We start from the raw sequence: 21,726 nt of genomic DNA, 5'->3' as shown, positions 1-21,726 counted from the left end.
CTCCCGACGACTAGTCATTGGGGACGTTCTTCAACGACTAGCTGTTGGTGACAGTCTTTGCCAAAAGCCCCGTTGGGCGAGATGTCGAACGGAAAGGTGCCGCAGCGATTGAACGCGGCGATAAACATGCGGATGGCGTTGGACGGCGTGGTGCCCACGAGCTGAGTTGCCGCCGCGAAGGCTGCCTTCTCCTCGGGCAAGACCTTCGCGACTACGGGGGTCATGTGTTCTGCCATGGCGCTTCCTTTTTGAAACGACGGTAGTGCGGATAGATGCGGGCCACGCGGCTGGGCGACGGGCTGTGAAGGCAACCCGATTGGCCCGCATCCGGAGTTTGTTTCTGCGGCGTTGGTATTACTTGGTATTCCTAAGTATTACCCCGCAGATAGAATACCACACCCGACCCCATGGGAACGGAGGAAAACGAATCATTTTGTAGCTGAGTTAGTATTTAGAGCGTGATGATGTCCGAGATATCGAGGGCCTGAGCGTCGGCGACATCGTGCGTGGCGAGCAGGAGCATGCGGCCGTCGAGCAGGTCGAGCACGACCTCGGCGCATGCGTCGCGTGCGGCGGTATCTAGACCGGTAAAGGGCTCGTCCAGAATAACGGCGCCGCCCGGGCACAGCAGGACTCGAGCGATCTCGACGCGACGGCGCTGCCCGCCCGAAAGCTCGGCCACGCGAGCATGCACGTCGATCCCTGGCACCAGCAGGCGCAGCAATGCCGCGGCGCTCGAAGCATCCACGCGCGCATCGGCGCACACCAGCACGTTATCCAGCGCCGAGGCGGATTCGATCAAGCGTGCATCCTGAAACACCATCGAGCACGGCGCGCACTCCCCCGCTGCCAACGAAAGCAGCGTCGACTTGCCCATCCCCGAAGCGCCCATCACGCAGATACGCCCACCCGCAGGCACGTTGAGCACCAGACCATCCAGCGCCGGCGCCCAGGGCGCACGATCGCCCACGGCAAGCGCAAGCTCCGCTGCAGTGCCATCGCTCGCAGCCCCCGCACGCCCGCGCAGTCCATGCCCATGCGCCCGCACGGCCGCGCGCCACGCCACGGGCCCCGAAACCCGCAGAAGCCACACCAGCACGCGCTCACACGCCCACGAGGCGGCAACGACCAGCACGGTCCACGCCAGCAGATCAGCCGTCTCAATCAAAAGCTTCGCCTGATAGATGCGCTCACCCACGGTGCCCACCGCCATGCCGATCAGCTCGGCTGCCACGCCGGCCTTCCAGCTCATGCCGATCACGGCACGGGCGCACGAAAGCACAAACGGCAGGACTTCGCGCCAGGTATGGGCGCAAAACAGTCGCCAGCCCCGCACGCCATGCAGGCGAAACATCTGCTCCAGTGGCTTATCCGCTTGCGCCAAACCCTCGACCAGCGAGAAACACACGCCCGGCAGCGCCATCAAAAAGACCGCCGCAATGCTCACGCGCGCCGACCCCAGCCAAATGAGCAGCAGGACCACCACGCAGGCGACCGGCGTCGCCTTTACAAACGACAGCGCCGGAGCCACCAAGTGCGCGAACGCCCGCGACCGTGATGAAATCCCGGCAAGCACGCCACCACACACCGCGGCAAGCGCCAGCCCGCCCAGTATCCGCGCGCCCGAGCCCGCCAAAATCGCCCAGGTACCGCCATCGCACACCAGGCGCAGCAGCGCCAGGGCAACAGCACCCGGCCCCGGCAAGATCAGCGGCTGCGCCACCAGCGCCGCCACCAGCATCCACGCGGCAAGCCAAAAGGCGGCGACGGCACCTGCTGCCGCCACCGCCTTCATACGCTCTGTCATGTGTCGAGCAAACGCACGCACGGGCTACTCCATGTAGTAGAAATCGTCAGCCGGAAGTTTACCACCCACGGCGCTCGCGTCCGCGTCGGACAGCACCTGCAGATACCCGCTAAGCGCCGCCTTCATATCCTTGCCCGTCTGGCACACAAGCATGCACCCGGGAATCGCCTTCTCGGCGATCTTGGCGTTGTCCACGATGCCGGCATCGACTACGGCCTGCGCCCAATCTGCCGGCGCCGCATTGACAGCCTTAACGCTCGCCGCATGGCAGCTCAAGAACTCCGCCACGGCCTCGGGATGTTCCTCGGCAAACGCGCGGCGCACCACGGTCACGCCCGTCAGCAAGCGCGAGCCTGTGTCACCTGCCAGCTCGTCCCACACATCGGTCAGGCTTACCGGAGCCGACAGCTTGCCTTCGCTCTTTGCGATGGCAGCGGTCTTGAACGGCTCCGGCAGCACGCCCACGGCGGACGGGTCGGCAAGCAGGGCCGACAGCACCTCGGTGGGCTCGCTCTTAAACTCAAGCGTCACCTGACCGGTCAGGCCCGCGCGCTCCAGCAGGTAGTTCATGACGTACTCCGGCGTGGCGCCCTTGCCCGTCATATAGACGGTATGGCCCGCCAGATCGCCAAACGAGGTCACACTCGCGTCGCCCGCCACCACGTTCAGCACGCCCAGCGTGTTGATGTCGATGACCTGCACCGCGCCCTCGGTCTTGTTGTAGAGCACACTCGCCACGTTGGCCGGCACCAGGGTAATGTCGATATCGCCCTGAATGACCTTGGGCACAATCTCGTCGGCGGCGGTGTTGATCGCAAAGTCGAACTCATTGTCCGTCTCGCCATCGCCCGCCCGGTCCATAAACTGCACCAGGCCAATCGAGGTCGGCCCCTTGAGCGAGGCGACGTGCACCTCGACCGGCTCTGCAGCAGCACCGGCGCCGTCCGTGGCAGCCGAGCCCGCGGCGGACCCGGCACCGGCAGCCCCGCCGCCACAGCCCGCGAGCGCAAGTGACAGGGCGCCCGCGGCGAGCGCCGAGGCAAACCCCCGGCGCGACATCTCAACATTAAACGCGCGCATCGCTAGCACGTCCCCTCGTTAGGCATCGTCCATGCGTGATGGTCGGTATGCAGCAGCTCCTCGGCCAGCGGCGAGAGCGGCTCGCCCAAGAACTCGCGATAGCACGCCTGGACATCGGGATTCTCATGCGAGAAGCGAATGTCCGCAGCGGCATCCAGGCCCCACAGCACCTGACCGCGCTCGGCTGCCAGCTCGCAGCCGTCGTGGATGGGCTGACCGCCGCCACCGACGCAGCCGCCCGGGCATGCCATGACCTCAACGAAGTCATAGCTCACACGGCCGTCGCGAATTGCATCGAGCAGGCGGGCGGCGTTGCCCAGCCCGTGTGCCACGGCGACGCGCACCTTGGTGCCATCGATATCGGCCACGGCCTCCTTCCAGCCGTCAAGTCCGCGCACATCGGTAAAGAAGTCGGCGTCGGGGTTCTTGCCCGTCACCAGGTAATAGGCCGAACGCACGGCGGCCTCCATCACGCCGCCCGTGGCGCCAAAGATCACACCCGCGCCCGTGCCAAAGCCCAGCGGTGTGTCGAGCGGCTCCTCGGTAAGCGTGTCTACGCTCACGTGGTTCGCGCGGATCATGCGCACCATCTCGCGCACCGTCAGCGCAACGTCCACATCGGGCGTGCCGTCCTCGCCCACCATGCTCGGCAGCGCGCACTCGGCCTTCTTGGCCGTGCACGGCATCACGGACACCACAAACAGACGCTCGGGCTCCACGCCCAGCACCTTGGCGTAGTAGGTCTTGGCGATGGCGCCAAACATCTGCTGCGGCGACTTTGACGTAGACAGGCTGTCGACAAACTCGGGGTAACGCGCCTTCACAAAGCGCACCCAGCCCGGGCAGCAGCTCGTGAACATGGGCCAGCCACGGCTGTCGCCCTCGCCCTTGGCGGCCTTACCCAGGCGCTCGAGCAGCTCGGAGCCCTCCTCCATAATGGTAAGGTCGGCCGAGAAATCGGTGTCGAACACGTACTCAAAGCCCACGCGGCGCAGCGCACAGGCCAGGCGCTCGACAGTAGCCTCCTCGCGCGGAATGCCGAGCTCCTCGCCCCAGGCGCTACGCACGGCCGGCGCAATCTGCACCAGCACGATCTTGTCGGGATCGGCGATGGCATCGAACACGGTCTCGGTATCGTCACGCTCGCGCAGGGCGCCCGTCGGGCAATGCGTGATGCACTGGCCGCACGCGACGCAATCGGTCTTGCCGATCGGCGCACGCCCGCGGGTGCCCACGGCGGTATGCGTGGCGCGGTTGGTCAGATCCCAAATCCCTAAGCCCTGCACGCTCTCGCACACCTTGATGCAGCGCATGCATTTGATGCACTTGTCGTTATCGCGGATGATGGGGAAATCGAAATCCCAGCCCTCGCGCGCCAGGTGCTGCTCGTACGGCAGATAGAAGATGCCCAGGTCGTTGGCGATGGTCTGCAGGTTGCAGTTGCCGCTGCGCACGCAGCTCGTGCACTGCGAATCGTGCTGGGACAGCAGCAGCTGCACGTTGGTGCGACGGGCCTCGCGGGCCTTGGGGCTGTTGGTGTGGACCACCATGCCGTCGAGCACGTAGTTGTTGCAGGCGGCAACCAGCTGGTCGCAGCCCTCAACCTCGACCACGCACACGCGGCAGCCGCCGATCTCGTTTAGATCGCGCAGATAGCACAGGGTGGGAATCTGAATGCCGACGGACTTGGCCGCATCCAGGATCGTGGTGTGCTCGGGCACCACGACTTCGCAGTTATCGATAATGAGCCTGACCATGTTGTGCGCTCCGTTTTCGCTGTTGTCGCCGACGGTGGTTTTGTTGAGCTCTACCATTCCAGGTTCCTCCCTCCGCGGAACGCACCAAAGCCAAAGTGGTCGCAACGCAGGCAGCGACTCGCCTCTTGGCGTGCCTCTTCCTCGGTAAGGCCCTGTTCGACCAGATTCCAATCGTGAATGCGCTCGCCGGCCTCGCGCTCGCCCAGCTCGCGGCGGCCGCACTCGTGCTTGCCCTTAAACTGAACGGTCGGCAGCTCCACGTCGAGCTTAATCTTGTGGTCGAAGCCCAGGTAGCGGTCGATATTTGCCGAAGCCACGCGGCCGGCGTTGATGGCACGGATGACGGTGGCGGGACCGGTCTGACAGTCGCCGCCGCTAAAGAGACCGTCGAAGTTAGGCACGGCGCCATCCGAATCGGTGACCACGCAGCCCCACTTACAGGCGACGCCCATGTCCTCAAACGGCTTGGAATCGATGTCCTGGCCAATGGCCACAAACACGCGCTCGCAGGGAATGACGCGCTCGGGCGTGGCGGCGGCACGCGGGGCCGGACGCCCACGACGGGGCTCGCCGATAATCTGCGGCTGCACGCGCAGGCCGCTCACGCGACCGTCCTCGCCCGTCTCGATAGCGAGCGGTGCGGTGAGTTCCAGGACCTCGCAGCCCTCGGCCTGGGCGCCGGCAATCTCGGCATCCTGGGCCGTCATATCGCAGATGCGACGGCGATAGACGATGCTCACCTTTTCGGCACCGCAGCGTACGGCAGAGCGTGCCACGTCCATGGCCACATTACCGCCGCCGATGACGCACACGCGCTGGCCGCTCAGGTCGGGCAGCTCGTCGTCGCCGATGGCACGCAGCATCTTGACGGCCGACTCCACGCCGGGCGCCTCTTCGCCCGGAAGGCCGAGCTTCTTATCGCTGTGGGCACCGATGGCCAGGTAGACGGCATCGAACTCGTCGCGCAGGCGGGCAAGCTCCTCGCCGTTCACGGAGTGATCGAGCTCAACGTCGATGCCGGCGCTCAAGATCCAGTCGATCTCGGCCTGTAGGCGCTCGCGCGGCAGACGGTAGCTGGGAATGCCATAGCGCAGCATGCCGCCCAGGTGGTGGCGCTGCTCATAGATGGTCACCTTATGGCCCATCACGGCCAGGTAGTAGGCGCAGGAAAGGCCGGCCGGGCCGCCGCCGATCACGGCAACGCGCTTACCGGCGTTGTCGGCCACGCTGGGCTTGTAATCGTTAAGGTCGCTGTGCTCAACGGCAAAACGCTTGAGGGCGAGGATGTTCATGGGATCATCGACCATGCCGCGACGGCAGTGCATCTCGCAGGGATGCTCGCACACCAGGCCGCAAACGAGCGGCAGCGGGTTGTTCTTGCGGATGACCTTGACGGCATCGGCATAGCGGCCGGCCTCGACGAGCGAAATGTACCCGGGAATGTCGACGTGCGCCGGGCAACCCGAGACGCACGGGACGCGGGCCTCGCGATCAAAGCCGCAGGAGTGCTCGCGGATGTGGTGCTCAAAATCGTCGCGGAAGCCGCGAATGGCCGTGAGTGCCATGGCGCCAGCTTCGTAGCCGATGGCGCAGTCGCTCGAAAGATAGATGGTGCGGGCCGTGCGCTCGATCAAATTGAGCGTGGACTCGTCGGCGCGGCCCTCGAGCACATCGGAGAGCAGATCGCTCAGCGCGCTCAGGCCCACGCGGCAGGGCGTGCACTTGCCGCAGCTCTGGGTGGAGCACAGGTTGACGAGCGCTGCCGTAAACTCAACGGGACACGGGGCGAGCGAACTCACCGCCAGACGGCGCCCAAGCGCATCATGTAGGTCGTCCATGACGGCCTGAGCGTGGCTGCGTTCCATTACGTGCAGTCGTGCCATAAGATCCCCTCTCATGCGGCAGCCCGGAGGCGAGGCCGGGCGAAGTTGCTACACGCACAACACTGACCTAAAAAGTTGTTAGGTCTCCACGCAGTTCGGCAGGCGGTATGAAATGTCACCCTCGGCGGTGAAATAGAACATTACCGCAGATAAATGCCATATTTGATAAAACGCGTTACCAAATGACAATGCCCCGCCCACGCAATCACGTGGACGGGGCATTGCTCCAGGTATGCGGTCAGCGACCCTGTTGTTTTTACTTAAGCTCGGGCCAGTAACCCTTGTTGGCCTCGATCATGTCGTCGAGAACCTCCTTGGCGACCTTCATCGACGGCACGGTCTTGTTGAGTGTAAAGGCCTTGAGCGCCTTCTCGTACGAACCCTCGATCGTAGCCTCGACCACGAGCTTCTCGGAGTTCAGCTGCTGCATCATGAGGCCCTGCTGGAACAGAGGAATGTTGTCGCGGCTGATGACCTCGGGGCCGTTCTTGCCAATGTAGGCAGGCAGCTCGACCATGGCGTCGTAGGGCATGTTGGGGATAGCGCCCTTGTTCTCGCAAATGACCAGGAAACGCTGCTTGGTGTCGTTCTTCAGAGCGATGGCCAGGTCGGCAATCCAGTCGCCGTGGCTGCCCGCATAGAACGTGCTCTCGTCGATCTCGCCCGTCTTCTCGTAATGGTCGATGCCGTCGAAGAGGTTCTTCTCGCGCGTCTCCTCAACCTCGTTAGCACGGGTACGCTCGGGGTTGGAGTGCTCGACGAACTCCTTCTGCTGCAGGTAGTAGTTCAGATACGTGTTGGGCAGGTACTCCGGGAAGCACTCCATGATCTCGTACTCGCCCTTCCAGACGTAGTACCAGCTGCCCTTGGTGTGGCGGTTCTGCTCGGGGTGCTCGTCGGTGGCCTCCTCGGGCTTCTTTGCCATGAGCGAGCCCATGCCCTTGAGGTAGGAGTCGGGCAGCAGAATCTCATGCTCCTTGATGTACTCGCGCAGCTGCGGCAGAACCTCCTCGCCCTTGTGGCGGATCGAGGTGAACCAACCAAAGTGGTTGAGACCAAAGTAATCGTACTCGACATCCTTCTTGTCGATATCGAGAGCGGCGCAAACCACGTCGATGATCGCGATCGGCATGTCGCAGATGTTGATGATGCGAGCGTTGGGACGCAGCACACGGCAGCCCTCGGAGACGATGGCGGCAGGGTTGGAGTAGTTGAGAATCCAGTAGTCCTTCTTGGCGTACTTCTCAACGTCATCGATCAGCTCGACCATGGGGAAGATGGTGCGCATGCCGTAGGCAAGGCCGCCGCAACCGCAAGTCTCCTGACCCACGCAGCCGTGACGCAGCGGAATCTTCTCGTCCTGCTCGCGCATGGCGTAGCCGCCCACGCGCATCTGGGCAAACACGAAGCTCGCGTCGGTAAAAGCCGTCTTTTTGTCGGTAGTCACCGTGAGCTTGATGTCCAGGCCGAGGTCCTCGTGCAAAATCCAGTCCACGAGCACGCCGATCTTGCGCTGGCGCTCCTCGTTGATGTCGTACAGACGAATCTCGTCAACGTCGAGCTCGTCCTTGCGCAGAGCGATGGACTTGACGATGCCGGGGGTAAAGGTGGATCCGCCACCACACAGAGTAATGATCATTGTTTACTGCTCCTTCTCAATTGCGTTTTCGACCTTGTCGCGCATCTCGGCGACCTTCATGCCAAAGATGATCTGGATATTATTGCCGTTGCGGTTGATGCCGCTGTTGGGCACGTGGTTGATGAGGTCCTCATTGATGAGGTCCGGGTTCTTAACGTTCACGCGGAGACGCGTAAAGCAGTTCTCGAGCTCCTCGATGTTGTCCTTGCCACCAAGACCTGCGACCAGGTCGGCAATACCTGCATCGACGCCCTCTGCGGGAGCTGCGGCAACAGCGCCCTGCTTCACCGCGACAGACGCGGCGGCCTCGCCCTCGGCAACGGACTCGGCGAGCTCGGAGTCCTCCTCGCGACCGGGGGTGTGAAGGTTGAGCTTCTTGATAAGGAAGGTGAAGAGGAAGAAGTACAGCGCGGCGTTGACGACTCCAAGCACGAGCATCATCGGCCAGTTGGTCTTATCGACACCCAGGACCAGGTTGGAGACCACAATGTTGATGATGCCGCCTGCAGTCGAAGCGGGCACGGAGAGGACCTTGAGCAGGACCAGGAAGATGCCGGAAAGAACCGAGTGAACGACAAAGAGCACGGGAGCGGCAAAGACAAAGAGGAAGTCCATGGGCTCGGTCACGCAGGAGAGCACGGCGGTGATGATCAGCGGGATGATAACGGCTTTGGTCTTATCCTTGTTCCCCTTGTAAGCGGTGACGATAAAGGCGAGACCGATACCGATGTAGGGCCACAGGTTGTTGAAGGTGTAGCTGTTGAAGTAGGTGCTATCGGAGAAGGGCTGGCCCGTCATTGCCATCTCGGCGACACGGATGGGGTAGGCACCGGCGATAACCTGATCACCCAGCGTAAGGGTGCCGCCCACATCGGAGAACTGGAACGGAGTGTAGATGAGGTGGTGCAGACCGGTGGGAACGAGCAGCTTGTTGAGCATGCCGTAGATAAACAGACCGATGTTGCCCGACTCCTTAATGATGCCGGCAACGGAGGAGATGGCACCCTGAACCGGAGGCCAAATGATGCAGAAGCCAGCGCCCATGATCCAGGAGATGATGATCATGATCAGGAACGGAAAGCGAACGCCCGAGAACATCGAAAGGGCAATGGGGAACTGCTTGTTCGAGTACTTGTTAAACACGGCACCGGTGATGCAACCGAGAATAATGCCGCCGAACACGCCGGTATCGAGCACCTGAATGCCCATAACGGTGGCCTGGCCGGTTCCGGTAAGACCGAGCATGCCGCTCGCATCGGCAAGAGAGCCGGTGGCGTTGAGCACGATGTTGTTAGCCTGCAGGAACAGGAAGAACGACATCAGGGCAATCAGCGAAGCATGGCCCTTGTTCTTCTTTGCCATGGCGCCGGCGATGCCCACGCAGAACAGAATCGAGAGGTTGTTGATGATAAACATCAGCGACTGATAGACAACGGCGCCCACAAGCTGGAACGGACCGGAGCCCAGTACGGGGACCAAAGCGCAGATGGTCTTGTTGGTCAGAATGATGCCCACGATGAGCAGGATGCCGGCAACCGAGAGATACATCATCGGCTGAACGATCGACTTCGCGAACACCTCCAACGGCGCTTTGAAATTGAACTTCTTTTTTGCGGTCATAGCGGTACTCCCCTTCCTTTTCCGCAAATTAAGACAGATGTGCCCTGGACAAGACCGTGAGCCTTGCCTTATATCAATCGATGTGTGGGCACGTTATGCCTAGAGACCAGGTTCTCCAAGCAGGTTAACAATGTGATATGCGAGATAACTCTTCTCAGCATCGGTAACGACAACGTTATAGGTAGACGACAAGTGGGCGGCTATGGCGTCCGCGCACGAGAATGCGCAGGGATACGCCGTTTCATCGATTCGGAACAGCGCGTCTCCGTTGATTTGCCCTGCCGTAGGATCGAGCGCTCGCTGTGCGAAAAACTGCAGGTGACGAACGAAACGTTCGTAAGGCAGCGAGGTGTCATCGAGGGTCGTAGCATAGCGCTTGGAAACAATCGCGAGCACGTCGCGAACAAGCTGGACCGAAACAATCAAACGATCGGAGCGTTGCGGCATGGTGGCGTTGACGATATGCAGCGTAATGAAACCCTGCTCTTCTTCGCTCATCTGAATGCCCATATACTCCTTGATAATCTGCAGCGCACGGCCCGCAAGTGCATACTCCTTGCGATAGAACTGCTGGATCTCGAGCAGCAACGGATTCTCACAGGAGACGCCCTTGCGCTCGCGCTCCAAAGCAAGGCTGATATGGTCTGCGAGAGCAATGAGAATCTTGTCGTTGATATCAACATTGAGCTCTCGACGGAGCATCTGAACGATGTCCTCGGAAATCACGAGGTTGACGGTGGGGATGGACTCCAAAAGATGTGCCAAGCGGTCAATCGTACGCGAATCCTGAGAAGTTCCCTCCTGCAACGCGTAGGTCTTTTCGACCGACGTCTCATCGATGGCATCGCCGGCATGGCGACCAAAGCAGAGGCCTCGACCGATGACGATGAGCTCGGAGCCATCGTCCGAAGTGACCATTGCGACGTTGTTGTTAAAAACTCGCTTGATAACCACGGTACCCACCACAAGAATTTACTCGGAAAGCCAGACGACAGGCTCTTTAACAGCAACAGGGCCGGAAGCATGCTCGCGAAGAGTCGAGTTCTCCGAACGCTCGCACACGATAACGAAGACCGTGGGATCAAAGCCGGCAGCGCGAACCACGTCGAAATCGACCTCGACGAGGGGCTGGCCCGCGTCGACATGGTCACCCTGGGCAACAAGCGCATGGAAGCCCTTGCCCTCAAGTTTAACAGTGTCGATTCCGATATGCAGCATCACCTGAGCAGAGCTGTCGTCGGACATGATGCCCAGCGCGTGCTCAGTCGGAAACAGCGCCGCGACGGTGCCGGAAACAGGAGCGCACACCGTTCCCTCTTGGGGAACCACGGCAACGCCATCGCCCACCGCACGGCTGCTAAAAGCGGGGTCATTGGTATTTTCTAGATGAACAAGCTCGCCGGAAACGGGAGCGAGGATTTCGAACTCGGAAGCCGCAGTCGTCTGCTTATCCGAGCCACCCATTAGGCGAGAAAAGAAACCCATGGTGACATGTCCCTTCATAAATATAGCCCAACCAAAATCAATCGAATGCGCCCATTGAGACGCTCGCGATCAAAGACTTTGGTTAGGCCCACGTCCGAGGGGACTCGGAAACCTTCCGCATTTCTTTTACGGGGGTTATTGTAGACAAGCCCAAAGCCGGAACAATCATTATGACCGGCGAACGGTATTTTTTCTCCGATAAACGGTATTTATGCGGTACTTAGGGACGTTCCTTTTCTGCCGGCACTCGGGGACACTCCTCACTCTGGTGCATTGGGGACAGGTTTGTTTGCACCAGGTTGGTGCAGATTAACCTGGTCCCATTGCACCAATTTCGTATGCGCTAGATAAAGAGCTCGCATTCCTTCCGCACGACGCAAACCTTGCTCAGCATCTGGGAAACAGCGGATAGCTTGTTGGGATCAGCCTTACGAGCACCTCGCGGACATACGGCAATGCAGCGCATGCAGGAGATGCACGCCTCGCCAGCTGCTCGTTTGGGGTCACCCTTGTCGATAGCACAAACGGGGCACGCCGCGGCGCATGCACCGCAGGAAACGCAATCCTCTGTTGCCTCGGGTGCCATGCGGTGACCTCCAGCTTGTTTATAAGGACGATTGCCGGGGATAGAGGGCTCGGACGCATCCTCAGCCAACAGCTTTTGCTGAATTTGCTGAGCAAACTCAGCAAGCTGCGCCGCATCCTGCGCATCCGGACGACCGGCAGCAAACTGTCGCGCAATGGAATGTTCTGCAATGGCTGCAACTGCCGCGATCACCCGGAATCCCGCATGCTTCGCAACGTCCTCCAGCTCTACGAGCGTGTCCTCAAACGCGCGGTTTCCGTATACACAAACCAAAACAGCCCGAGCCCCGTTGCCGCGCACCATGCCCAACCGGTCAGCCACCACAGCCGGGATTCTACCGGCATACGCCGGCACAGAGATTACGGCCACGTCGTCCTCGGTCATCGAGACAGCGCTGAAATCTAGCCCGCTATCGGTCAGATCGACGGTAACGGTATTCTTGTCCAGTGCCCCGGCCACAAGGCCAGACACCTTCTGCGTTCCACCCGTCGGACTAAACACAATTTCGAATACGCTCATCGAGGCACCCTCCCCTACGCCTGGCAACGCGTCAAGCCGCTTTCACATCCAGCCAGAGTATACGGCACGTGGGGTCCCCGTTTTGATGCACCAAGCACCCCAATGCACCCACCCTACGCTGTCTGCCTCTTCGTTTTGTATAAATTACGGTACAAATTGTATATATTTACGGGATACCGCTGTGTTCTCCTGAGGTACCCCATCCTAGCCCGTGCAAAAAACGGAGTATTCTGCAACGTAACCACGCCAGCACCGCCGCGGGTGGGCAAAACTGTAGGGCGCCGTATCATTCTAAGTCCCGATATGGCGAGAATGACGCGCCCCTGCTCCGGAAAACGGCGAAATCTGACTCAGAACGCTCGCCAGGGATATCCGAAGGCCACCGTTGGCGACGTCGGATCATATGCAGACAACTCGAACTGCAGAATACTCCAAAAAATGCACGGCGCACCCCATGGGACCCATTGCCGCATGGCAGAAAACAGGTCCACGGCATCCTCTAGATGCATTCCCGAGGAAATCACATTTGAACTAGCGATCGGATACGACAAACAAAAAGGGCCCCGAGCGTAGTTGCTCGGGACCCTTGGTTCACCTCGCTCTAGCGGGCGATGCGTATGTTACTTGCGCTTGCCGCCGCCGTCACCGGGACGACGGGAGCTGCTACCACGCTTGCCGCCACGGCTGTTGCCATAGCTGCCGCGGTTATCGCGACCGCCGGCGCGGCCGCCACGGGAACCGGCCTGGTTGCCGCCGCGACCACCACGGTAGCCGCCGCGACGCTCTTCGCGGGTATCGTCGTAGTTGCGCCAGTCATCGCGACGATCGCGGCTGGCACGCGGATCACGACGGTCGCGCAACTCGTTAGAACGACCAGCGCCGCCGCGGCCGCCATTGCCGCGAGCACCCTCGCGACGCTCGCCGCCGCGGCTACCGCGCTCTTCAAAGCGCTTGCCGCCACGGGACTCACCGCCACGGGCAGCACGCTCACCACGACCCTCGCCGCCGCGACGCTCGTCACGGCCGCCGCGCTCGTCATCACGACCGGAACGACGGCGGTCGCCCGAACCGCGCTTGCCACCGCGCGAACCGCGGCCCTCGTCCTCGCGCTCGACACGACGACGGCCACCGCGATCCTCGTCCTCGCGGCGGCGGCGATGTGCCTCGCCCTGGAACTGCTTGGCACGACGCTCGGCACGGTTGCCACGCGGGGCCTGCTCGACAGCACCGCCGCGCTCCTCGGCAGCCACCTCGCGGGCCACGCTCTCCACAGCCTCGTCCACGCGAGCCTGAACGCCCTCGCGCACGCGGGTCTTGCCGCCGCGCTTGGGACGGCTCGGACGCTCACCGTCGCCGCGACGCTCGTCGCGACCGCGGTTGGAACGACCGGCCACATCGCCGTAGTCATCGCCGTTGCGCTTGCCGTCGCGACGTGCCTGCTCAAGCTTCTTCTTGCTCTTGGACTTGCCGCGCTTGGTCTTCTTCTTCACCTTAAAGGCGGCAGGATCGCGCTCGGGGTCAACGGCGGGCGGGTTGGGACCCACGTGCAGGTCGCCGGCTTCGTAAATATCGGCCGTCTTGTCCATGAGCTTCTCGATCTCGTAGAACTCGTCGACGTCCTGCTCGGTCACAAACGTGATGGCCCAGCCCAGCTCACCGGCACGGCCCGTACGGCCAATACGGTGGATGTAGTCGGTCGGCTCGGCCGGCACGTCAAAGTTCACGACGTAGCGCACGTCGCTAATGTCGATGCCGCGGGCGAGAACATCGGTTGCCACCAGCACGTCGACGGTGCCGTCGCGGAAGGCAGAAAGCGCGCGCTCGCGCTGGGCCTGGCTGCGGTTGCCGTGAATCGCGGCGGCCTTGATGCCCTTACGCTCCAGACGACGGCAGCAGCTGTCGGCGCGATGCTTGGTGCGCATAAAGACAATGGTGCGCTCCGGGCCCTCCTTCTTGAGAAACTCGGGCAACAGGTTATTCTTGGCCTCGATGGACACCGGGAACACAAACTGGTCGACGGTGTCGGCGGTCGACGTGGCGGGCGCGATCTCCACGCGGGCCGGGTCGCTCACCAGGTCGGTGATCTCGCCCACGGCCTCCTCGTCGAGCGTCGCCGAGAACAGCAGCGTCTGGCGCTCGGCCGGCGTCTCGCGCACAATACGGCGGACGGCGGGCAAAAAGCCCATGTCGAGCATGCGATCGGCCTCGTCGAGCACCAGCACCTTGACCTCGTTCAGGTGGCAGGCGCCCTGCTCGATCAGGTCGACCAGACGGCCCGGCGTGGCGACCAGGATATCGCAGCCGTACTTGAGTGCCGCGGTCTGCGGCTTGTAGCTCACGCCACCCACGACGGTCACGGCGACATGGCCGGTGACGTCGGCGATCTTGCTCGCGACCTCGTCGATCTGCTGGGCGAGCTCGCGCGTGGGGGTGATGACGAGCATCACGGGGCCACGGCCGTTGCCCTCGGGCTTTTTAGCACCGCGACGACGGTTGCGGCCGCCGCGCTCACGCACGGGCTTGGGCGGAGCGATGTGCTCCAGATTGTTCATGGTCGGCAGCAAAAAGGCGGCCGTCTTGCCGGTGCCGGTCTGGGCGGCGGCAAGCAGGTCGCGGCCCTCGAGCACCACGGGGATCGAGCCGGCCTGCACGGGCGTCGGCGCCGTGTAGCCCAGGCTCTCGATAGCACGAAGCATCTCGTCGGAAAGCCCCAGCTCGTCAAAGGCGGGCAGGCTCTCGGTAGCGGACTCGACGGCCTGGGCAGCATTTGCCTCGTCGGCGGCATCGAAGGCAGCCTGGGTCATGGCCTCGCGGGTCTCGTCCAGAATCTCGGCGTCGGTGACGTCGGATACAGAATTACGCATATGTTGTTGTTCCTTATCTGCACGCGCTATGGGCACGGCATGCGGCCGCGCTGGCGTGCTTGGTAGTGCGCTAATACATACAAAAACGGGTGCGCACAGAGAGGACGTTGCTCAGCACGCTGGCGATCGCTTTGGCAGCCCTATCACGCGCCGTCCAGACGCAGCAGCTCTAAGCGATGGAGCAGATTCGCCGCCGGTTAGTATACCCGCACTCCGTATGCCCCCACGTAAACCACAGATGACGAGGCGGACGGGGCGGGTCTGGCTGATTGTCTCAATCTGTAACATCTACAGGGCAAATCTTCCTCTACGTGTTACGGATCGAGACAAACGGTCGACACAGTTCACAAACGTCTCAATCTGTAACAGTTAACGAGTAAAATCGGCCCTAATTGTTATAGATCAAGACAGAGGGGGATTTCCGTTCAATCCAAACCAAATCTCTCGGTCTTCCTGCAATTTCGAACATGTGGCCTATAATGTTGCTTTGGTTACGCTATATATTGCGCAACCATTTAATACGTCGCCCACCGGGGGCCATTAATTCCTATCGCCATATTGGCTAGGAAGCAATCAAAGGAGGTATCCGTGGCAGCAGAGACGCCTTGCTCGGTCCTCTATAACGATATTCGCTCGTTCGGCGGTCTTAAACATCTCGAGATCGCCCGAATGCTCATCAATGGAAACTCCTATCTCGGCAGTACCCTGCTCGAGAAATGCTCTTCCAACCGCTCGTATCTCACCCGTTACATCGTCCATCGCAAGCCTGACCAGTGCGCGCCCGCCATCTACAGCGACTTTACCGTCACCACGCTCAACCTTTCCGCGGCAATCTGCAGCAAGCTCGGCGGCGGCGAGTCCGCCTATCAGGCAATCGCCGAGCACTATCGCGGTCCGGCCGCCAACGAAATGATGTCGGCTCTCGCCAGCTACAAGCTGGACAGCCGCCTATATGCAAATGCCCTCAATCGCATCGACAACTTTGACGGCAATGCCGTGCGCGAGAAAAGCACGCTTTACCTTATGCTCTTTGTGGCAACGGGGGCGCTCGCCGATCCCGTTCAGGGCGTGGCCACCGTCGAGCGCTTTTGCGACAGCAAGACGGGCGGGCACTTTGGCACCACCGAAACTACCGTCGGACGTGGCTTTATGAGCAGCCTGGAGCAGCCGCACACCGTCGCTCCCAACCTCGGTCTGCTCAGAACCCATGCCGACAACTGCGCCGACATGCAAATCCATCCCCTCACACGCGATCCGCGCGGCACCGTGATTGGTTCTTTGCCCAAAACCTCGCCCAGCATCACCGATGTAGGCGCCGACGCCTCGCGCGAGCATCTTCGTATTTGGCTCGAGGGTGAGCACTGGTACGCCCAGGGCCTTGGATCGACCAACGGCACAGTGCTCGAATCGGGCGCGGGCGACGGCGATATTGTGATTGAGCCGCCGCGCGACCAACGCGAACCCGGCAAAGTCTATCCCCCCGTGGAAATCGCCAACAGCGACAGGCTCCATCTGGGTCTCTACACGACATTCCTTGTCATTGTGGACTAGCACGGACAGCGATCGGAAGACGGTCGCCGTCCGTCTTTCGTCTTCTACCTTCTGCGTCGTAAACGACAATACTCAGCGGTACACGTGAGCAGTGCGGCTATCATGGTACTTTACCGATATCCGCACTGCTCACGTGTACGCGCGGCAACCCATGCCAGACAAAGGAACGCCATGGATACTACCGATAGCGCCTATGGCGACAAACTCATCCGTCTCGATACGTTCGACACCGCCGTGGCGGTCGACCCCAGTGCCGAGGACGACGCCAAGCGTCGGTTTATGACGCTTATTCTCCAGACGGCCCACCGCAACAACGGCAACATCGGGCACGTGCTTCGCGCGACCAACACAAGCGGCGAGGTCTTTGCCGTCAAGCTACTCAAGGACAACGCCTTTCTCTCTGGCCAAGCCCCCGACCGCTCCGCCGAGCAATCGGCAGCGCACCTGGCCAACACCGCTGCGCTGTTCGAGGAGTACCGTCATCTGTGTACCGTCTCGCACCTGCGCGGATTTCCGCGCGTCTATGGCTACGGATCGTGCGAGGACGACCCGCTCATCCTCATGGAGTGGGTCGAGGGCACCTCACTCAAGCAGGCGCTGCCCCTGCTTCCTCACGACGCCTCGGGCGGGCTGACCACCCAGATGGTCGCCGCCGTCGGAAACGCCGTGCTTCGTGCGCTCTTGATGACCCAAGGCCTCGTGAATCCGGTCATCCATCGCGACCTTTCGCCTGCCAATATCATGTTCCGCACCACCAGCCGAACGCTCGAGCAGCAGATTGCCGATTGCTCCTTTGACCCCTGCCTCATCGACATGGGCTCCGCGACCATGGCTCTCGGCGACGACACGATCACCCGGCGCGCCGACATCTGGCGCTTTGCCACGCCCGCATACGCCGCGCCCGAGATGCTCACGCAGGATATCGAAGGCATCGCGGCCCTTCGCCGTTCGCCGGCAATCGACGTCTATGCGCTTTCGAGCATTCTGTACCAGCTCTACAGCGGTCGCAAACCGTTTGACTTTGAGTCGACGGACGCCGCTGCAACCGGCTCGTTCTATCTCGTAAAGACCAAGACCAAGCCGGCACCGCTCGAGCCGCGCTGCGAGGGCGATGAAGCGCTCGTCAAAATCATCATGAAGGGTCTCTCAGTCGAGCAGTGCGATCGTCCCACCGAGCAGCAGATGCTCGAGGTGCTCTCGGCATACCTCACCGATGCCGAATCCGAGGGCCGCGAAGGCGCGGGCAGTGACGCCGCAATCGACATCGACTCCGGTACACACCTTAAGGTCGACGTCGCCGGCGAGCGCGCGCGAGAGATCCTGGAGCAGGCCCGGCACGATGCCATGACCCGCCGCCGCTTTATTATCGGTGGCGTTGTCGCAGCCGTTGCGGGGCTCGGCGTTATCGGGGCGGCAACCCATGGCTTTGGCATCCCCGACTACCTGGACGGCATCCGCAGCTCACTTGACGACTACACTTGGGATCAGCTGCAGGAGATTTCGCTCAAGATTAAGGCCACCGAGACCCGTAGCGAGGCACGCGAGATTGCCAGGCGCTATCATCTGCTCGATGCCGATGGGCATATCCCCTATCCGTGTACCAAGCGCGTCACGCTCACCAACGGGCTGCAGGTTGGCGCGCAGCTTGTGGGCATTCGCCACGATGAGCTTCTGGACGGGACGGGCAAGGCCGGACTGACGTTTATGTTCGACGCGGGTATTGCCGAGCGCAACGCTGCGGCTGAACCGCCGAGCGCCGGCTGGGCAGATTGCGAGCTGCGGGAATGGCTCAACGGCGACGGCCTTAAGCTGCTGCCCAACGAGTTGCGCGCACTCATTAAAGGGGTCAAGAAGGTCTCGAACAATGTGGGCGCCGCCAACAGCGCATCGTGCCTGAGCGAGTTGCCCGCAACCCTTTGGCTGCCCGCCATGGTCGAGCTGTGCGGTACGCAACCGCCCGATTCGTTTGCCGAGGACTATCACTACCTGGCAGACATCTACAACGGCGAGGGCAAGGAGTATCAGCTCTTCCGCGAGCTCAAGGTGAGCCCGTATTCCACGAACGAGACGATGGTCCGCCAGTGGAAGGGCAAGGACACCTGCTGGTGGGAGCGCACGGTGAGCCCCGACTCATCGAAGACCGAAAGCACGCTCTACATAAACCGTGTGGGCCACGACGGCGACGTCTTTATGTACGCCACCCCTGCGGAAAAGCCAAACAAGCGAACCTGCGTGATTCCCGGGTTCTGTATCTAGGCGGCGGGCGTCTTGCCATGACGGGACCCCTCCCCGGCAATTGTCTCGATCTGTAACTGTTAGAGGTCATTTTCCCTGCTAGTTGTTACAGATTGAGATGATTGGTTGGGACGGTCCATCGGCCAACCAACCACCCTCATCTGTAACGAAATGTCATACATTTCTTTCTGTACTGGACACCCCCAGGGGGTATGGGTGTATAGTATCGGATGGTTAACATTTCCGACACTACGTCACAGAAAGGAGAAGCCATGGCTCAAGATAAGTTCGACGTGGGCGGCATGACATGCGCCGCTTGCCAGGCGCATGTGGATCGCGCCGTGAGCAAACTCGACGGCGTCCAAAGCGTCGCGGTCAATCTGCTCGCCGGTTCCATGATGGTGGACTATGACCCCGTGCAGGTCACCCCCGACGATATCTGCACCGCCGTCGACCGCGCGGGCTACTCGGCCTCGCCCATCAGCACGGGCGCCGACGCTGTCCAAAGCGGAAGTGCGCAAGCCAGGTCCGGCGCCGCCCATATGGAGTCGCCGACCAAAAAGTTGGAGGCCGCCGCCTCTGCCATGCGCACCCGCCTCATCGTCTCAATCGTATTCCTCATCCCGCTGTTCTACATAGGCATGGGGCACATGCTCGGCTGGCCGCTGCCCGGCATCTTCACCGACCACACCCACAGCATGACGCTCGCGCTCACCGAGCTCGTCCTGCTCATCCCCATCGTCTATGTCAACGACGCGTACTTTATCAACGGGTTTAAATCGCTCGCGCACGGCGCGCCCACCATGGACGCCCTTATTGCCGTGGGCGCCACCGCGTCCATTGCCTGGTCGCTCTACGCCATGTTTATCATGGCCGACCAGCTGGCCGCGGGCCAGGTCCACGAGGCCATGATGACGGGCATGGACAATCTGTATTATGAGAGCGCCGGCACCATCCTGTCGCTCGTCACCGTGGGCAAATACCTCGAGACGCGCAGCAAGTCCAAGACCGGCGGCGCTATCGAGGCGCTCATCGACTTGGCACCCAAGACCGCGACCGTCGTTGCCGACGACGGCACCGAAACCACCGTCGACGTCGACAGCATCCTTCCCGGCCAGGTACTGCGTGTGCGCCCCGGCGAGTCCATCCCTGTCGACGGCGTCGTACTCGAGGGCGCTTCGGCCGTGGACGAAAGTGCGCTGACCGGCGAATCCATCCCCGTGGAGAAGACCGCCGGCGACACCGTCAACGCCGCCACCGTCAACCGCACCGGATCGTTTACCTTCCGCGCTACGCGTGTGGGCGCCGACACGTCGCTTGCCAAGATTATCCAGCTCGTCGAGGACGCCAACGCCACCAAGGCGCCCATCGCCCGCATGGCCGATAAGGTCGCCGGCGTGTTTGTGCCCGTGGTGTTTGCGATCTCGGCCGTGACCTTTGTTGCGTGGATGGCGCTGACCGGCAGCGTGAACGAGGCGCTCACCTCCGCCGTAGCCGTGTTGGTGATCAGCTGCCCGTGCGCGCTGGGTCTGGCCACGCCCGTCGCCATTATGGTTGGCACCGGCAAGGGCGCCGAGATGGGCATTCTGTTTAAGAGCGCCGAGGCGCTGGAGAATCTGCGCAACGTGGGCACCGTGGTGCTCGATAAGACCGGCACCGTCACCCGCGGCAAACCGGCTGTGACCGATATCGTGGTGGCCACGCGCGCCGACGGCTCGCCTGTTATGGGCGAAAAGGCGCTGCTCAAGCTTGCCGCCGCACTAGAGCGCCAGAGCGAGCACCCACTGGCCGAGGCGATTATGGCCGAGTGCGAGACGCGCGGAATCGTCGCACGCATGGTCGAGGACTTTGCCGCCGTGCCCGGTCGCGGCGTCACGGCACGCGAGGGGCAAAACGCCATCGCCGCCGGCAACGTTCGTCTGATGAGCGAGTTGGGTATCACCGTGCCCGCAGGACTTGCGGAGCGATTTGCCGCCGAGGGCAAGACGCCGCTGTTCTTTGCCAAAAACGGTGAGCTTGCCGGTATCGTCGCCGTGGCCGACGAGGTTAAGGAGACGAGTGCCGAGGCCGTTACCGCGCTGCGCTCGCTCGGCGTCGATGTGCGCATGCTCACCGGCGACAACCGCGTGACGGCCGAGGCCATCGCCCGCCGCGTGGGACTCACCAGCGAGCAGGTTATCGCCGACGTTCTTCCCGCCGACAAGGAACGCCACGTGCGCGAACTGCAGGATGCGGGCCTCGAGGTCGCCATGGTGGGCGACGGCATCAATGACTCCCCCGCCCTGGCGCGCGCCGATGTGGGCCTTGCCATCGGCACCGGCGCCGATATCGCCAAGGAGGGTGCCGACGTGGTGCTCATGCGCAGCGACCTCATGGACGTCTCCCGCGCCATCGAGCTATCGCGCGCCACGATCCGTAACATCAAGCAGGATCTGTTCTGGGCGCTGTTCTACAACGGGATCGGCATTCCGCTCGCCGCGGGTGTGTTCTTCCCCCTCACCGGCTGGCAGCTCTCGCCGATGTTCGGCGCCGCGGCCATGAGCCTGTCGAGCGTGTGCGTTGTTTCCAATGCTCTGCGCCTGAAATCCTTTAAGCCTAAAGTGGCAAAATAGGCTCACCATTACGTCCATTTAGAACGGGTTTTCCAGGTGCCCGAGATTGACCTGAAAGAGGAGCGACGCGTACTTTGGTACGCGAGCG

At 61.8% G+C, this 21,726-nt stretch carries 14 protein-coding genes; 3 read left to right on the top strand and 11 right to left on the bottom strand.

Translation table 11 applies throughout. From position 1 onward, the window contains the following. Positions 1-14 precede the first annotated feature (14 nt). The 11 genes from AB5202_RS04720 to AB5202_RS04670 all read right to left on the bottom strand — a co-directional run bounded on the left by AB5202_RS04720 (position 15) and on the right by AB5202_RS04670 (position 15,240). Positions 15-236 carry a type II toxin-antitoxin system RelB/DinJ family antitoxin gene (locus AB5202_RS04720; RefSeq protein WP_368143777.1) on the bottom strand — a complete coding sequence of 74 codons (222 nt, stop codon included), beginning with the start codon at positions 234-236 and terminating at the stop codon, positions 15-17. A 215-nt stretch (positions 237-451) separates the two neighbouring features. Continuing rightward, the gene (locus AB5202_RS04715; protein ID WP_368143776.1) at positions 452-1,828 is read right to left on the bottom strand and encodes an ATP-binding cassette domain-containing protein; all 1,377 of its coding nucleotides are present in this window, start codon (positions 1,826-1,828) and stop codon (positions 452-454) included. A 3-nt stretch (positions 1,829-1,831) separates the two neighbouring features. Beyond that, positions 1,832-2,887 carry an ABC transporter substrate-binding protein gene (locus tag AB5202_RS04710; RefSeq protein ID WP_368143775.1) on the bottom strand — a complete coding sequence of 352 codons (1,056 nt, stop codon included), beginning with the start codon at positions 2,885-2,887 and terminating at the stop codon, positions 1,832-1,834. A gap of 2 nt (positions 2,888-2,889) precedes the next feature. Continuing rightward, entirely contained in the window at positions 2,890-4,701 is a 1,812-nt protein-coding gene (locus AB5202_RS04705; protein WP_438265662.1) for an NADH-dependent [FeFe] hydrogenase, group A6, read from the bottom strand. Further along, a complete protein-coding gene (locus AB5202_RS04700; protein WP_368143774.1) occupies positions 4,695-6,527 on the bottom strand; it encodes an NAD(P)-binding protein in 1,833 nt (610 codons plus the stop codon). The genes AB5202_RS04705 and AB5202_RS04700 overlap by 7 nt, the downstream gene beginning before the upstream one ends. A gap of 256 nt (positions 6,528-6,783) precedes the next feature. Then, positions 6,784-8,166: a 6-phospho-alpha-glucosidase gene (locus AB5202_RS04695; RefSeq protein WP_117655571.1), complete on the bottom strand. Its 1,383-nt coding sequence runs from the start codon at positions 8,164-8,166 to the stop codon at positions 6,784-6,786. Positions 8,167-8,169: 3 nt separating this feature from the next. Beyond that, positions 8,170-9,786, bottom strand: a complete 1,617-nt coding sequence (locus tag AB5202_RS04690) for a PTS transporter subunit EIIC (protein WP_368143773.1) — start codon at positions 9,784-9,786, stop codon at positions 8,170-8,172. Between the two features lie 99 nt (positions 9,787-9,885). Beyond that, on the bottom strand, positions 9,886-10,740 hold the full coding sequence (locus tag AB5202_RS04685) for a PRD domain-containing protein (RefSeq protein WP_338404351.1): 855 nt from the start codon (positions 10,738-10,740) through the stop codon (positions 9,886-9,888). An 18-nt stretch (positions 10,741-10,758) separates the two neighbouring features. Then, positions 10,759-11,271 (bottom strand): PTS sugar transporter subunit IIA, encoded by a 513-nt coding sequence (locus AB5202_RS04680; protein ID WP_215694763.1) that lies wholly within the window; start codon positions 11,269-11,271, stop codon positions 10,759-10,761. A gap of 343 nt (positions 11,272-11,614) precedes the next feature. Next, positions 11,615-12,376: a 4Fe-4S dicluster domain-containing protein gene (locus AB5202_RS04675; protein WP_368131326.1), complete on the bottom strand. Its 762-nt coding sequence runs from the start codon at positions 12,374-12,376 to the stop codon at positions 11,615-11,617. 620 nt (positions 12,377-12,996) lie between these two features. After that, positions 12,997-15,240 (bottom strand): DEAD/DEAH box helicase, encoded by a 2,244-nt coding sequence (locus AB5202_RS04670; RefSeq protein ID WP_368143772.1) that lies wholly within the window; start codon positions 15,238-15,240, stop codon positions 12,997-12,999. 588 nt (positions 15,241-15,828) lie between these two features. Here AB5202_RS04670 and AB5202_RS04665 point away from each other — a divergent pair. From AB5202_RS04665 to AB5202_RS04655, 3 genes are all read left to right on the top strand, one after another. Next, positions 15,829-16,791, top strand: a complete 963-nt coding sequence (locus tag AB5202_RS04665) for an FHA domain-containing protein (RefSeq protein WP_055310328.1) — start codon at positions 15,829-15,831, stop codon at positions 16,789-16,791. 171 nt (positions 16,792-16,962) lie between these two features. After that, complete coding sequence (locus AB5202_RS04660; RefSeq protein ID WP_368143771.1) at positions 16,963-19,047, top strand: protein kinase domain-containing protein; 2,085 nt, start codon at positions 16,963-16,965, stop codon at positions 19,045-19,047. Positions 19,048-19,298: 251 nt separating this feature from the next. Next, a complete protein-coding gene (locus tag AB5202_RS04655; RefSeq protein ID WP_368143770.1) occupies positions 19,299-21,638 on the top strand; it encodes a heavy metal translocating P-type ATPase in 2,340 nt (779 codons plus the stop codon). Positions 21,639-21,726 lie beyond the last annotated feature (88 nt).

Origin of the sequence: Collinsella aerofaciens, from assembly GCF_040915545.1 — a bacterium.
Taxonomy (GTDB): domain Bacteria; phylum Actinomycetota; class Coriobacteriia; order Coriobacteriales; family Coriobacteriaceae; genus Collinsella; species Collinsella aerofaciens_BE.
Note: the sequence above shows the minus strand (reverse complement) of the source record. Positions and strands in the feature narration are given on the sequence as shown.

Coding starts and splice junctions, on each gene's coding strand:
- AB5202_RS04690 (WP_368143773.1), bottom strand. CDS start 9,786: ATGACCGCAAAAAAGAAGTTCAATTTCAAAGCGCCGTTGGAGGTGTTC.
- AB5202_RS04655 (WP_368143770.1), top strand. CDS start 19,299: ATGGCTCAAGATAAGTTCGACGTGGGCGGCATGACATGCGCCGCTTGC.
- AB5202_RS04695 (WP_117655571.1), bottom strand. CDS start 8,166: ATGATCATTACTCTGTGTGGTGGCGGATCCACCTTTACCCCCGGCATC.
- AB5202_RS04680 (WP_215694763.1), bottom strand. CDS start 11,271: ATGGGTTTCTTTTCTCGCCTAATGGGTGGCTCGGATAAGCAGACGACT.
- AB5202_RS04705 (WP_438265662.1), bottom strand. CDS start 4,701: ATGGTAGAGCTCAACAAAACCACCGTCGGCGACAACAGCGAAAACGGA.
- AB5202_RS04700 (WP_368143774.1), bottom strand. CDS start 6,527: ATGGCACGACTGCACGTAATGGAACGCAGCCACGCTCAGGCCGTCATG.
- AB5202_RS04710 (WP_368143775.1), bottom strand. CDS start 2,887: ATGCGCGCGTTTAATGTTGAGATGTCGCGCCGGGGGTTTGCCTCGGCG.
- AB5202_RS04670 (WP_368143772.1), bottom strand. CDS start 15,240: ATGCGTAATTCTGTATCCGACGTCACCGACGCCGAGATTCTGGACGAG.
- AB5202_RS04720 (WP_368143777.1), bottom strand. CDS start 236: ATGGCAGAACACATGACCCCCGTAGTCGCGAAGGTCTTGCCCGAGGAG.
- AB5202_RS04660 (WP_368143771.1), top strand. CDS start 16,963: ATGGATACTACCGATAGCGCCTATGGCGACAAACTCATCCGTCTCGAT.
- AB5202_RS04675 (WP_368131326.1), bottom strand. CDS start 12,376: ATGAGCGTATTCGAAATTGTGTTTAGTCCGACGGGTGGAACGCAGAAG.